Annotated in this window: 11 protein-coding genes; 10 read left to right on the top strand and 1 reads right to left on the bottom strand. The window is 50.1% G+C overall.

Annotated elements, in window-relative coordinates; all coding sequences use genetic code 11:
* Positions 1-145 precede the first annotated feature (145 nt).
* The 6 genes from ACFQZE_RS16370 (at position 146) to infC (ending at position 6,176) form a co-directional block, all read left to right on the top strand.
* Complete coding sequence (locus ACFQZE_RS16370) at positions 146-1,267, top strand: ABC transporter ATP-binding protein (RefSeq protein WP_379358873.1); 1,122 nt, start codon at positions 146-148, stop codon at positions 1,265-1,267.
* A complete protein-coding gene (locus tag ACFQZE_RS16365; protein WP_379358871.1) occupies positions 1,257-2,075 on the top strand; it encodes an ABC transporter permease in 819 nt (272 codons plus the stop codon). The genes ACFQZE_RS16370 and ACFQZE_RS16365 overlap by 11 nt, the downstream gene beginning before the upstream one ends.
* Entirely contained in the window at positions 2,062-2,868 is an 807-nt protein-coding gene (locus ACFQZE_RS16360) for an ABC transporter permease (RefSeq protein WP_379358869.1), read from the top strand. Before ACFQZE_RS16365 ends, ACFQZE_RS16360 begins: the two co-directional genes overlap by 14 nt.
* The gene (locus ACFQZE_RS16355; RefSeq protein WP_379358867.1) at positions 2,865-3,938 is read left to right on the top strand and encodes an ABC transporter substrate-binding protein; all 1,074 of its coding nucleotides are present in this window, start codon (positions 2,865-2,867) and stop codon (positions 3,936-3,938) included. Before ACFQZE_RS16360 ends, ACFQZE_RS16355 begins: the two co-directional genes overlap by 4 nt.
* A gap of 171 nt (positions 3,939-4,109) precedes the next feature.
* Positions 4,110-5,651, top strand: a complete 1,542-nt coding sequence (locus tag ACFQZE_RS16350; RefSeq protein WP_379358865.1) for an MDR family MFS transporter — start codon at positions 4,110-4,112, stop codon at positions 5,649-5,651.
* A gap of 27 nt (positions 5,652-5,678) precedes the next feature.
* Positions 5,679-6,176 carry a translation initiation factor IF-3 gene (infC, locus tag ACFQZE_RS16345; protein ID WP_379358863.1) on the top strand — a complete coding sequence of 166 codons (498 nt, stop codon included), beginning with the start codon at positions 5,679-5,681 and terminating at the stop codon, positions 6,174-6,176.
* Between the two features lie 59 nt (positions 6,177-6,235).
* Here the strand turns inward: infC and ACFQZE_RS16340 are convergent, their stop codons facing one another.
* Positions 6,236-7,120, bottom strand: a complete 885-nt coding sequence (locus ACFQZE_RS16340; RefSeq protein ID WP_379358861.1) for a helix-turn-helix domain-containing protein — start codon at positions 7,118-7,120, stop codon at positions 6,236-6,238.
* Between the two features lie 150 nt (positions 7,121-7,270).
* Between ACFQZE_RS16340 and ACFQZE_RS16335 the strand changes: the two genes are divergently transcribed.
* The 4 genes from ACFQZE_RS16335 (at position 7,271) to ACFQZE_RS16320 (ending at position 13,356) form a co-directional block, all read left to right on the top strand.
* Positions 7,271-8,062: a sugar phosphate isomerase/epimerase family protein gene (locus ACFQZE_RS16335; RefSeq protein ID WP_379358859.1), complete on the top strand. Its 792-nt coding sequence runs from the start codon at positions 7,271-7,273 to the stop codon at positions 8,060-8,062.
* 156 nt (positions 8,063-8,218) lie between these two features.
* Positions 8,219-10,573: an FdhF/YdeP family oxidoreductase gene (locus tag ACFQZE_RS16330; protein WP_379358857.1), complete on the top strand. Its 2,355-nt coding sequence runs from the start codon at positions 8,219-8,221 to the stop codon at positions 10,571-10,573.
* 13 nt (positions 10,574-10,586) lie between these two features.
* On the top strand, positions 10,587-11,540 hold the full coding sequence (gene fdhD, locus ACFQZE_RS16325) for a formate dehydrogenase accessory sulfurtransferase FdhD (protein ID WP_379358855.1): 954 nt from the start codon (positions 10,587-10,589) through the stop codon (positions 11,538-11,540).
* Between the two features lie 97 nt (positions 11,541-11,637).
* Complete coding sequence (locus tag ACFQZE_RS16320) at positions 11,638-13,356, top strand: ABC transporter ATP-binding protein (RefSeq protein ID WP_379358853.1); 1,719 nt, start codon at positions 11,638-11,640, stop codon at positions 13,354-13,356.
* Positions 13,357-13,518 lie beyond the last annotated feature (162 nt).

The raw sequence follows: 13,518 nt of genomic DNA, 5'->3' as shown, positions 1-13,518 counted from the left end.
AATCGATCCGAATTCATCCGAATTCTCCCAAAAATCTGTACATATCATTATAAAACGTGGTATTGTCTAAGTTTCTACTTGCCCTTTTGCGGGGATGCTGTATAATCACTATGATTTCTTTTATTGTGGCAAAGGAGGGTGCTGGATGCGGGAAGAGACAATCATCCGTTTTGAGCATGTAACGAAGCAATATGATGCTAATGATCCTGCCGTACTCAAGGATGTTAGCTTTGAGATACAACGGGGCAAATTTTATACGCTGCTGGGGCCGTCGGGCTGCGGCAAAACGACTATTTTGAGATTAATCGCCGGATTTACGGAGCCTTCTAAAGGCAATATTTATTTTAATGGCAAGGTCATTAACCGGATTCCCGCCAACGAGCGCCAGGTGAATACGGTTTTTCAAGATTATGCGCTGTTCCCACACTTAAACGTGTTCGAAAATGTAGCGTTTGGCCTGCGAATCAAAGGCCTCAAAAACGACGTCATTACAACAAAAGTAACGGAAGCGCTGCGGTTCGTTAACCTGAGCGGCTACGAGAACCGCGAAATTACGGAAATGTCTGGCGGACAGCGCCAGCGTGTCGCGATCGCCCGCGCGATTGTCAATGAGCCTGAAATTTTGCTGCTGGACGAACCGCTCTCGGCACTCGACTTGAAGCTGCGGACGGAGATGCAGTACGAGCTGCGCGAGCTTCAGCGCCGTCTAGGCATTACGTTTATTTTCGTTACGCATGATCAGGAAGAAGCGCTTGCGATGTCCGATGAAATTTTCGTCCTAAGCGAAGGGACGATTCAGCAATCGGGCACGCCGACGGATATTTATGACGAGCCGATCAACCGTTTTGTAGCCGACTTTATCGGCGAATCCAACATTGTAAAGGGCCGGATGCTGCGCGACTTCGAAGTGGAGTTTGCGAACCGCCAGTTCGAATGCGTGGACCAAGGGCTTAACTCTGGAGAGACAGTGGATATCGTCATTCGTCCCGAAGATTTGGAAATTACGTCTTCGGAGAGTGGCAAGCTTCAAGTGCGCGTCGATACTCAGCTGTTCCGCGGGGTTCACTACGAAATTAGCTGCTACGACGATTCCGGCAATGAATGGCTTGTCCATTCGACGCGCAAAGCGACGGTCGGAGAGCGCATCGGCTTGACCTTCGAACCGGAAGCGATTCATGTCATGCGTCTCGGAGAGACGGAAGAGGAGTTCGACAAGCGGCTGGAGTCATATGAAGAAAGCGGCGGTGAGGACACTCATGGAAGCTAGAGCTCGAAACATATATCTGATCCCTTATGTGCTCTGGATCGTGTTGTTCGTTGTGGCGCCGATCTTGCTCATTGTGTACTACTCCTTCTTTAATGTAGAGGGCCAGTTCACTTTGGACAATTACGCGAAATTTTTTACATCGGTCTATTTAAAAATGTCGCTAAGCTCCTTCTGGTACGCCTTTCTCATTACGCTGTTTTCACTGCTGGTTTCCTATCCGACGGCTTATTTGCTAACGAAAACGAAGCATAAAGGGCTGTGGCTGCTTTTAATTATTTTGCCAAGCTGGATTAACCTGCTGTTGAAAGCATACGCTTTTATCGGCTTGTTCGGCACATACGGCTTTGTCAACGCGGTGCTGGAGATGACCGGCATCGGAACGAAGCAAATTTTGTTTACCGATTTCAGCTTTGTGTTTGTGTCGGTATATATCTTTATCCCGTTTATGATTTTGCCGATCTTTAATGCACTGGAAAAAATGAACCCAACCCTCATCGACGCCGCGCGCGATCTTGGCGCATCTCCGTGGATGACGTTTCGCCGCGTCGTATTCCCGCTAACGCTGGACGGCGTGAAGGCGGGCTGCATGGCGGTGTTTATTCCGGCGCTGTCGCTGTTTATGATTACGCGGCTTATTGCCGGCAACCGGGTCATTACGCTTGGAACGGCGATCGAACAGCATTTCCTAGTGACGCAGGATTGGGGCATGGGGGCGACTATTGCGGTTTTCCTCATTATTGCAATGGCGCTGATCATGCTGCTTACCGGGAACCGAAAGCGAGGGCTGATCGACATTGTCAAAAGGTAAATGGAAGCTTTCCAACCTGTATCTTATTTTAGTTTTTGGTATTTTGTACGCGCCGATTTTTTATCTCATGTTCTATTCCTTCAACAGCGGCGGCTCGATGCGCGACTTTGAAGGATTTACGTTGGAGTTTTACGGCGAAGTTTTTCAAGATACAAGGCTCCTTATTATTGTGTTGAACACATTTGTAATCGCGCTGCTGTCTGCCGCCATCTCCACTATTATCGGCGTGTTTGGCGCAATCGCGATTCACTATATTCGCAGCAATCGGCCTAAAGGGGCATTGCTCACTTTAAACAACGTGCTCATTGTCAGCCCGGACGTCATTATCGGCGCTTCGTTTCTCATTTTGTTCACGATAGCCGGGATTCAGCTTGGCTTTGTGTCGGTGCTGCTGTCGCATATTGCGTTCAGCATTCCGATTGTTGTCATTATGGTGCTGCCGAAGCTTCAAGAGATGAGCGGTTCTCTGCTAGACGCTGCAAGAGATTTGGGCGCGAGCTCTTGGCAGGTGCTGACGAAAGTTATTTTGCCATATATTAAACCGGGTATTTTTGCCGGATTTTTTATGGCGCTAACTTATTCGCTTGATGACTTTGCGGTTACGTTTTTCGTTACGGGCAACGGCTTCTCGACCTTGTCGGTCGAAATTTATTCTCGTGCGCGGCAAGGGGTGTCTCTCTCCATCAACGCCTTGTCCACGCTAATATTCCTGTTTACGGTGCTGCTGGTTATCGGCTATTACTTCATTAACCGCCGCAATAACCGTCCGGCCTTGAAGGAGGGACGCGCATGAGCCAGCTTGTCCGGATGTTTTTGCTTGTGTTTGTCGCAGCCTTCGGCTTGATGTACGCAACGGCGTATCTCAACTCCAGCGAAGGCTATACGGGCGGCAACACGCTTACCGTTTACAACTGGGGCGATTATGTCGACCCGGAGCTGCTCGCTCGCTTTGAGGAGGAGACGGGCATCAAGGTCATCTATCAGACGTTTGATTCCAACGAAGCGATGATGACCAAAATCAAGCAAGGCGGCACCACGTTTGACGTGGCCATTCCGTCGGAGTACGCTATTAGCAAAATGAAAGCCGAAAACTTGCTGCTTAAGCTCGATCATTCGAAACTATCCAACTTAAAAAATATCGATTCCAGGTTTATGAACCTGTCCTTTGACCCGGAAAACGCCTACTCCGTCCCCTATTTCTGGGGTACGGTGGGCATCGTCTTCCACCCCGATCTAGTGGGTGATCTGACGTTCAATAGCTGGGACGATCTGTGGGACGAGAGTTTGCGCAACAAAATTTTCTTGCTCGACGGCGCTCGCGAGGTGATGGGCATGGGACTGAACAGTCTCGGCTATTCACTCAACGATACAAACGAAGAGCATTTGCAGGAGGCGCTCGCGAAGCTCTCCACGCTGACTCCTAACGTAAAGGCGATTGTCGGCGACGAGATCAAAATGCTGATCGCAAACGAAGAAGCGGCGGCGGGGCTTGTTTGGTCCGGCGACGCATCGGAAATTATGGCGGAGAACGAGGAGCTTGACTACATCGTGCCGCAAGAAGGCTCAAACCTTTGGTTCGACAATATGGTCATTCCAAAGACGGCGCGCAATTTGGAAGGGGCGCATAAGTTTATCGACTTTATGCTCCAGCCCGATGTAGCCGCGCAAAATGCCGAATATGTCGGTTACTCCACGCCGAATAAGGAAGCTCTCGTTTTGCTGCCGGAGGACATTTCCGGCGATGAGCGGTTCTATCCGGATGAAGAGTTGACCAAACGGCTTGAGGTTTACGATAATCTCGGTCCGCGCATGCTCTCTCATTACAACGAGCTGTTTCTAGAGTTTAAAATGCATCGGAAATAAAGCGAGCAGGTTGGGCTTTTTCGCATCAAGCAAAGGCATGTGTCGAGATGACGCATGCTTTTGCATTTTCCGCTGTTTAAGTTAAGGCGCAAAACTTACGCTTCAGATATGCAGATGAAACATGCTAGAAAGCAGCTGGCATTTTCGGAAAAAGAAAGGGAGGAACAAACAGTGGTTGCGGAGCGGAAAAATAAAATAGGTATCGTCGTTGCGGGTCTTCTCCTCGCTATTCTAATGGCTTCAATGGACAATACGATTGTAGCGACAGCGATGGGCAATATCGTAGGAGAGCTCGGAGGACTGGATAAGTTTGTTTGGGTCACCTCCGCCTATATGGTTGCGGAAATGGCCGGTATGCCGATATTCGGCAAGCTGTCCGATATGTACGGGCGCAAACGGTTTTTTGTGTTCGGATTAATCGTATTTATGATCGGCTCCATGTTATGCGGCACGGCGTCCACCATTACGGAGCTGTCGCTGTACAGGGCGATTCAAGGAATTGGCGCCGGAGCGCTTATTCCGACTTCCTTTACAATCATGTTCGACGCCGTCCCGGTGCAATCCCGCGGCAAACTAGGAGGACTGTTCGGCGCGGTGTTTGGACTGTCGAGCATATTCGGCCCGCTTCTTGGCGCGTATATTACGGATCATATCGCCTGGGAATGGATTTTCTACATCAACTTGCCGCTCGGAATCATCGCTCTTTGCATGATCGCTTTTTTCTACAAAGAGTCTCACGAGCATTCCAAACAGCCGATCGATTGGATTGGAGCCATTACGCTCATTGGGGCAGTCGTTTGTCTTATGTTTGCCCTGGAGCTGGGCGGCAAAGAGTTTCCTTGGGCCTCGGTCCAAATTATCGGCATGTTCGCCGCAAGCGCCTTGTTGCTTGCCATCTTCCTGTATGCCGAGACCAAAGCCAAGGAGCCTATTATTACGTATGCTTTGTTTAAAAAGCGGATTTACTCCACCAGCATTTTGACTTCCTTTTTTAGCGGGGCTGCGTTTATTGTGGCTTCGGTTTATATTCCGATCTTTATTCAAGGGGTGCTGGGAGGTTCGGCGACCAACTCCGGTCTTGTCCTGCTGCCGATGATGGTCGCGTCGGTCGTTACCGCTACGCTTGGCGGCTTCCTGATGACGAAAATACCGTACCGCAACATTATGGTCGGCACGTTCAGTCTGCTTGTGATCGGTATTTTCCTCGCTACAACGCTGGATAGCGATTCAAGCCGACTGGAAGTTACACTGTATATGATTTTGATTGGTCTCGGTATCGGAGCATCGTTCTCCGTTCTTAGCAATGCGGCCATTCACGGCATTCCTGCCCGCCAGCGGGGAACAGCCAGCTCTACGCTTAATTTTATTCGGTCCCTCGGCATGACGGTAGGGATTACGGTGTTTGGCATTGTGCAAAGCAATCTGTTTGTTCGCAAAATGAATGAAGCTTTTGAGGCGAGTGGAATCGACGGAGGAGCCACTATGGGGAGCGGAGATTCCAGAGAACTGCTGCAGCCGGAGATGCGCGCCCAAATTCCGCCTGATATTTTGGACTTGATTACGGCTTCGTTGTCTTCGTCCATTACGTTTACTTTTGTGCTTGCCATCGTACCTGCCGGTTTGGCGCTCGCCGTCGCCTTTTTTATGGGAAGCAGCAAGCTGGACCCCGCCACTGCCGAAGGCGGCGAATATTCGGGAGGATCGGGTCATTAAACGAACAAGCTAAGGGGAGAATGAACCATGTCATCCAAACTATTAATGAATGAAGCGATAAAAGCGTCCGAAGTCGTGTTGACCGGCCTTGACGGGGAGAAGATCGGCATTGTCACGCGCGAAGAAGCGCTTGCGCTGGCGAAGGAGCATAAGGCGGATCTCGTATGCGATTCGCTCCTCAGCAGCCCGCCGCCATGCCGTCTTGTTGGCCGCGGCCATGCAAAGAAAGAGAAGGATCAAGCGGGCCGTGAAGCAAGGCAGAAGGATGGTCAACTGAAAGTGAAGGAAATGAGGCTGACTGCCGGAATTGAAGATCACGACTACGACACGAAATGCAGGCAAGCGGCCAAACTTTTGGAATCGGGACACGGAGTCCTGTTTGTCGTCAAGGTGCAAGGCAAAGAGGGCGCAGCGGCCAAAGAGCTGCTCGAACGGCTTGCAAACGATCTGAAAAGCACGGGCAAGAAAAAAACGGGCATTCAGCTGAGCGGCAAACAAGCGGCGGTGGAGCTTATTCCAGTGTAGCGGCTTGTTGTTTAGTTGCAGCATCACTCGCTGTATTTCGGCCCGTACATCCGGACTCTTTAATCCGTATACGGGATATGAAGATCCACTTCGCAGTAGGTTTCCGTCGCGACCGTTATGTCGATATATTCGAAATAATGTGAGGCGGCATAAGAATAGGGGGATTTTGGCATCCAATTGCCGATGAAATTCCATATTTCCTCAAGCTGCCGGATCGTTAGTCGCCGAGGATGAAAATGTCCAATATATTTAAAGACGATATATTTTTGCGCCGGCAGGACAAACGTGTTCTCCGGCGCTATATCGTCCGAGAAGGAATAGACTTCCGTGGAAGGGAAATAGACGGTAGAGTATTCGTCCAAAATAAGCAGCGTCAATCCGATATAAAGATTTGGGTTAACCTTGTAAGGGATATGAGGCTGTACGGTGTAGAAAAAATCGACTCCAACGGTGTTAGATGTAAATTCATGATAGTTTTCCTCAATATTAACCTCGTAACGCCTCCCTACTAACTTGCAGGAAGGCCTCATCACAAATACGGGCTCGAACAGAAGTCCGTCCGCCACATTCAGAAGTCTCGAGAGATCAAACTTTTCCATTAGCTTAATAGGTTGAAATTGCTTCCTTAGACAGGATGGCGTCACGCCGAATTGCTTTTTGAACGACCTGATGTAGGATTGTTCATGATCAAAGCCAAATTCCAAGCTGATATCGATAATTTTCATGCGGGTGTTCATGAGGAGGTCGATGCTTTTGCTAAGCCGCCGCGCTCTTATGTATTCGATGAGAGGCATCCCGGTTGCGTGTCGCATTAGGCGGTGCAGATGAAATTTGGATACGTTTAGAGAGGAGGAGAGATCGTCGAGCGATAAGTTTTTTTTCAGCTTTTCCTCAATTAAATTAACAGTATCTTCAATTATGCGGTAAGCCTCTATATTTTTCATGAGCTCTCCCATCAATAGCAAGAATTGTTCATTTTATTATAAATGACATGGGTATAATTGCAATCATGCTGCAGCTTGCTGTTTATACTTCATCGGGAGAGTGAGAGACATATGACTTATTTATCTCTTAGTACTTGGAGCTTACACCGTATGCTGGGGCCTTTGCACCTGACGGTTTGGGATGAGGAATCGCAGGATCGCCGTATTGTAAAAGAGTTTCACCCTCAGCAAATATCTTTGCTTGAGCTGCCTGAAGAGGCCGCAAGAAGAGGGTTCCGCGCGGTAGAAATTTGTCATGTTCATTTTCATGCGACGGATTATGTTTATTTGCTAGAGTTAAAAAGAGCTTTTGCCGAGGCAGGCGTTTCGTTCGATACGCTGCTTCTCGATTACGGAGATTTGACGAGTTCGAATGAGCGGCGGGCAGAATCCGACTTCCGTTATATGTGCGAATGGGTTGAATATGCTTCTATTGCGGGGGCCAAACGTATCCGGGTTATGGCGGGAGAGGCAGAGCCGGCCAGCGGAGCTGCGATGGAGCGTGCTGCCAACTATTTGCTTATGCTGTCGGAATTTGCGGGTGCGCTCGATGTTGAAGTAGTTACAGTAAACGGAAAAGCGCTCACTTCCACAGGGGACAGTTGCTTGCGCTTGATGGAGAAAACGGAGCTTCAAGTGGGGATGATTACGGATTTCGGGAATTTCTCGGGACATTCCAAATACGAGGATTTGTCGCTGACGATTCCATACAGCAGCATTATTCATGCCAAGGCCGATTGCGACGAGTTCGGCAACCCGGATGTTCCTGAGTTTCAGCGCTGCCTAGAGGTAGCTAGAAGGTCCAGATTTGACGGTTCAGTCGTTATTATTTATGATGGGCCAGGCGATATGTGGGAAGGGATTGAAAGGGTGCGGCAACTGGTGACGCCGATCCTTGTCTAATGCTATAATCTAAACATACATATACCCTGCCGGGACGGATAGGATAGAGACCGCGAGTGATGAACTTTGAAGTGGAAACACTGGAGAGATCATGCTGGAGCGGTCTTTTTTTGCGTTCAAGGAGATAGAATGAAAGCTAAGAAGGAGAGTGTGGGGATGGGGAAAAGCGTACATACGGGCCGTGTGAAGCTGCCGGGACGTTGGGATCCAAGCCTGTGGGTCAGCAAGCGTCCGTTCGGGCTTGGCCTTACAAAGCCGCATCATATCCGCGAGACGTTCAAGACGGCATGGCATAATCGGGACAATTTGCCTTATGCGTTCCGGATTTTGACGCAAGGGGTATGCGATGGATGCGCGCTTGGCGTGTCCGGCCTTTACGATCAAACGCTGGAGGGGCCCCATATATGCACGACGAGACTGAACGTGCTCAGGCTAAACACCATGCCTGCCATGAAGGGAGAGAGGCTCCATGCGGACATTGACGAGCTTCGCGCTCTTAGCAGTGCGGAGCTGCGCGAATTGGGGCGGCTGCCCTACCCGCTAATCAGGCGAAAGGGAGAGCGCCGTTTCGGCCGGATATCCTGGGATGACGCGATGTCCCGCATTGCCGATCGTATGAGGACGATTGATCCCAAAGGAATCGCTTTCTATTTAACCGGGCGCGGCATTACGAACGAAACCTATTATGCCGCCGCGAAGGCAGCAAGACATATTGGGACGAACAATATCGACAATGCGTCAAGGATTTGCCATTCGCCGTCCAAGACGGCGCTGAAGCGGTCGATTGGCGTTGGAGCATCGACCTGCAGCTATAAAGACTGGATCGGAACGGACGTGCTGCTGTTTTGGGGCAGTGTAGCCGCCAATAACCAGCCTGTGTCGACTAAATATATGTATGCCGCCAAACGGAAAGGCACCAAAATCATTGTAATCAACCCTTATCGAGAACCTGCTATGGACGGGTACTGGATACCGTCGATTCCCGAATCGGCGCTGTTCGGCACCAAGTTGGCCGACGATTTTTATCAAGTGAGCATTGGCGGGGACATCGCTTTTATGCACGGCATTATGAAGTGCTGGTTTGAGATGGAGAAGCTGGAGCACGGCTCCGCTATCGACCATGAATTCGTGCGGCGGCATGTGAACGGATACGATGCGCTGCGCGAGCATGTCGAAGGGCTGCTGTGGGAAGAGCTGGAGCGTTCATCGGGTCTTGCGCGGGGCAGAATGGAAGAGCTTGCGCGTCTGCTCGCCGTGGCTCGGTCCGGCATTTTCGTATGGAGCATGGGGCTGACCCAGCATCGATTCGGCACGGACAATATTTCGCAGGTAGCCAACTTGGCTTTGCTGAGAGGATTTTTAGGCCGGGAGCATTGCGGCTTGATGCCAATCAGAGGGCATAGCGGCGTTCAAGGCTCCGGCGAGATGGGAGCCGATCCGTTCAGCTTGCCGGGGGGCGAGTTTGGCGAAGTCGACCGGAAGCGGCTGGAGGGAATATGGGGTTTCGAGCTCCCGAATTGGCAAGGCGATATTGTCGGAGTATCGCTCGAAAATGCGCTGCTGCCGGATGATCATGAGCGCAAGTTGAAGCTGTTTTACACATCCGGGGGCAATTTTTTGGAGACGATGCCGGACCCGGATCATATTAGAAGCTGTTTGGAAGCGGTGGAGCTTCGTGTGCATCAAGATATTATGCTGAACACTTCAACGCTTGCCGATGCGGCTGGCGACGTCATCGTACTCCCTGCCATGACTAGGTATGAGCAGCCGGGCGGAGGCACGTCGACTTCCACGGAGAGGATGGTTTATTTCTCTCCCCAAATTAAAGGCCCTCGAATAGGGGAAGCGCGGGCGGAATGGGACATATTTGGAGAGTTGGCAGAGCGGTGCGGACGCCATCCCGGTTCATCCGCTCGATTCGGCAGCGCAGAAGCGATTCGCGAAGAAATTGCGGTTGCCGTTCCTTATTATGATGGAATTCAGAAGCTAAGCAAGCAAGGCGACGTCTTTCAATGGGGGGGCGCATGGCTGTGCGAGGATGCTCATTGTCCAACCGAGGATGGCAAAGGCCGTTTATTTGCCATCCCGCTCCCGGATAGAAGGAAAGCTGAAGGAAGCTTTTTTGCAACGACTCGCAGAGGCAAGCAGTTCAATTCGATGCTGTACGGGGAGAAAGACAGTTTTAATGCCGCTTCCCGCTACGATGTGCTCATCAGCGAGGAGGATGCGGATTCGCTCGCTCTGATGGAAGGCTCCGCTATCGTCGTGTATAACCGGTACGGAATGTTTCATGGACGAGCAAAGCTGGCACCTGTGGCAAACGGCAATATCGAGCTGTTTTGGCCGGAGAGCAACTCGTTGTTCGGACGCGGCATTTATGAGCCCCATGCGGGCATACCGGAATACAACGCCGCCGTTATTGTAGAGCGGGCGGATACGTTTCACGCACTTAAGGATACCCGGTACGTCGAATCCAGATTGGAAGAGCTGGAGCTGGAGCCGCCGTCATGAGGGGGCGAATGAGATGATGAGCTATGAAGCCAAGGAGGATAACGAAGGTAGAGGAGTTAAAGAGGGCAAAGGAGACATTAAGGGAAAAGAGAGAAATGTGGAGAACGTAGAAACCACGGGAAGCACGAAAGACCCGAAAACTATTGAAAGCTCAGGAAACATAGGGAGCACGGGAAACGTGACCAAGTGGAAAGCAATCCGGTACGATGGAACGGCATGCGAGGAAATGGAGGATGCGATTGCCGCGGAGTTTGCCCTTACAGTTATGTTGAACCGCGAGGAGTTTGCTACTATCGTATGCTCTCCCACTCATATCAAGGAGCTTGTATTCGGTTTTTTAGCGTCTGAAGGAATGATTCGTGAGGCCGCACAAGTGAAAAGATTGGAGCTGGATCTGGAACGGGGCTTTGCCCATGTGGAATTGGCCGCTTTGCCTTCGGTCAGCCGGAGCAAAGTGTCGAAGCGGTTTATCGGGAGCTGCTGCGGGAAGAGCAGACAGTTTTATTTTTACAACGATATGCTCACGGCTAGAACGGTTAAGACTTCTCTTACATTGACGGCTTCGCGCTGCATGGAATTAATGGAGAAGCTGCAAGCGGAATCCGGCGATTTCAAAAGCACAGGAGGAGTTCATAACGCCGCTTTGGCGACGGGAGAAGGGCTATTGGCTGTCATGACGGATATCGGTCGGCATAACGCGCTGGATAAACTGTTCGGGTATGCTCTATTGAAGCGAATTAAAACGTTCGACAAAACGATCGTGTTCAGCGGCAGATTGTCATCCGAAGTTGTGTTAAAAGCGGCCAAAATCGGCTGCGGCATCTTAATCAGCAAATCTGCTCCCACCGATCTCGCGCTTCGGCTTGCCGAAGATTTAGGCATTACTTGTGTCGGCTTTGTTCGAGGGGGCTCTCTTTCGATCTATACGCATCCAAGGCGAATCATTATAAACGGTTTGTTACCTTGACAGTAAGAGGAGTATTGGTTATGATTTTCCTATTGAAAATCATTATCAATTAGTCCCTAACTACATGTGTTGAGCAGGACGGAAGAGGAGTTTAAAGATGCTGCGTCGTTTTTTCTCGTACTACAAGCCTTATAAAGGGCTGTTTTTCCTGGATTTCACTTGTGCGGTGTTGCTGGCCGTTTTGGAGTTGGGTTTCCCGCTAGCTGTCGGCTACGTTGTTAATACGCTGCTGCCGGATGGCAACTGGGGAATGATCATTTCCGCTTGTGTAGTATTGCTGCTTATTTATGCCGTGAACACGCTTCTAAGCTATATTGTCAACTATTGGGGGCATATGCTCGGCATCAACATTGAAACGGATATGCGCAAATCGCTATTTAACCATGTGCAGAAGCTGTCGTTCCGTTTTTTTGACAATAACAAAACAGGCCATGTGCTCTCCCGCATGACCAACGATTTATTCGAAATCGGCGAAGTGGCGCATCATGGACCGGAGGATATGTTTATTGCTGCGATGACGCTGGCTGGCGCATTCGGCATTATGCTCTACATTCAACCGGAGCTGGCGCTGATGACGTTCCTTATTATCCCGGTCATTATTTGGCTCGTTCTTTTCTTCAATCGCCGGATGACTAGCGCGGCCAACAGACTGTTTTCGGATATGGCCGATTTTAACGCGCGAGTTGAAGATACGGTAGGCGGCATTCGGGTTGTGCAAGCTTTTGCCAATGAGAAACATGAAAGCAAGCTTTTTAACGGCAACAACCTCAGATTCCGCGAAGCCAAACTAATTTCTTATAAAATTATCGGCTTGAACGCTTCTGTTTCCTATATGCTGATGAGGCTTGTATCTCTGTTTGTGCTCATTGCGGGTGCGTACTATGTGTTGAAAAAAGGCATGACTTATGGAGATTTTATTACCTTTGTCCTGCTGACGAACATTTTCTTTAAGCCTATTGAAAAAATTAATGCCGTCATCGAAAGCTATCCGAGAGGGATTGCAGGCTTCAAACGGTTTATCGAACTGATGGACACGGCTCCCGACATTGCAGATTCGCCACGTGCTGTTGAGGTGGAGCAGCTTAAAGGGGATATTCAGTATCGGAATGTCACGTTTGGCTATGAGGGAGAGGCGAAGGTGCTTGAAGGCATCAACCTATCCGTCCGTGCTGGGGAAACGGTCGCTTTTGTCGGGCCTTCAGGTGCAGGTAAAACGACGATATGCAGCTTGCTGCCCCGGTTTTACGAAATCGAAAGCGGCAGCATTACCGTTGACGGGCATGATATTCAGCAATTGAAGCTGGAATCGCTACGGAAAAATATCGGAATCGTGCAGCAGGACGTATTTTTGTTTGCCGGAACGATTCGCGAAAATATTGCTTACGGCAAACTTGGCGCACCCGAATCTGAAATTATGGAAGCTGCTCGACGGGCTCGTCTCGAATCATTTATTGATTCGCTGCCGGACGGGTTAGAAACGGTAGTTGGTGAGCGCGGTGTGAAGCTGTCGGGAGGACAGAAGCAGCGGCTTGCAATTGCCAGAATGTTTTTGAAAAACCCGCCGATTCTTATTTTGGACGAAGCGACATCGGCTTTGGATACGGAGACGGAAGCAGCGATTCAGCAATCGCTGGCCGAGCTTTCGGTGGGCCGCACAACGCTAGTTATTGCACACCGTCTGGCCACGATCAAAAATGCGGACCGCATCGTCGTTGTCACCGAAGACGGCATTTCCGAGCAAGGACGCCACGAGGAGCTTGTGGCGTCGGGCGGCATCTACAGCCGACTTCATGCCGCTCAATTTGGCCGGGCATAGGCTTTGGATGACGGGTGCTTTTCGTACCTTTACCGAACTGTTTAAAACGGAACGTTTAGTTGTTCTAAAAACCACTAAATGAACTGATGAACACCAAATGAAGCGTTTAGTTGTTCTAAAAACCACTAAATGAACTAATTAGCACCAAATGGAGCGTTTAGT

The organism is Paenibacillus sp. GCM10027627, from assembly GCF_042675505.1.
GTDB lineage: Bacteria > Bacillota > Bacilli > Paenibacillales > Paenibacillaceae > Pristimantibacillus.
The sequence above is the reverse complement of the archived record's forward strand: the minus strand, read 5'-3'. Positions and strand labels throughout refer to the sequence as shown.

What these genes read in the sequence shown, in the direction of transcription:
- ACFQZE_RS16330 (WP_379358857.1), top strand. Translation starts at nt 8,219, where the DNA reads ATGGGGAAAAGCGTACATACGGGCCGTGTGAAGCTGCCGGGACGTTGG.
- infC (WP_379358863.1), top strand. Translation starts at nt 5,679, where the DNA reads ATGTCATCCAAACTATTAATGAATGAAGCGATAAAAGCGTCCGAAGTC.
- fdhD (WP_379358855.1), top strand. Translation starts at nt 10,587, where the DNA reads ATGATGAGCTATGAAGCCAAGGAGGATAACGAAGGTAGAGGAGTTAAA.
- ACFQZE_RS16365 (WP_379358871.1), top strand. Translation starts at nt 1,257, where the DNA reads ATGGAAGCTAGAGCTCGAAACATATATCTGATCCCTTATGTGCTCTGG.
- ACFQZE_RS16335 (WP_379358859.1), top strand. Translation starts at nt 7,271, where the DNA reads ATGCTGGGGCCTTTGCACCTGACGGTTTGGGATGAGGAATCGCAGGAT.
- ACFQZE_RS16320 (WP_379358853.1), top strand. Translation starts at nt 11,638, where the DNA reads ATGCTGCGTCGTTTTTTCTCGTACTACAAGCCTTATAAAGGGCTGTTT.
- ACFQZE_RS16340 (WP_379358861.1), bottom strand. Translation starts at nt 7,120, where the DNA reads ATGAAAAATATAGAGGCTTACCGCATAATTGAAGATACTGTTAATTTA.
- ACFQZE_RS16370 (WP_379358873.1), top strand. Translation starts at nt 146, where the DNA reads ATGCGGGAAGAGACAATCATCCGTTTTGAGCATGTAACGAAGCAATAT.
- ACFQZE_RS16355 (WP_379358867.1), top strand. Translation starts at nt 2,865, where the DNA reads ATGAGCCAGCTTGTCCGGATGTTTTTGCTTGTGTTTGTCGCAGCCTTC.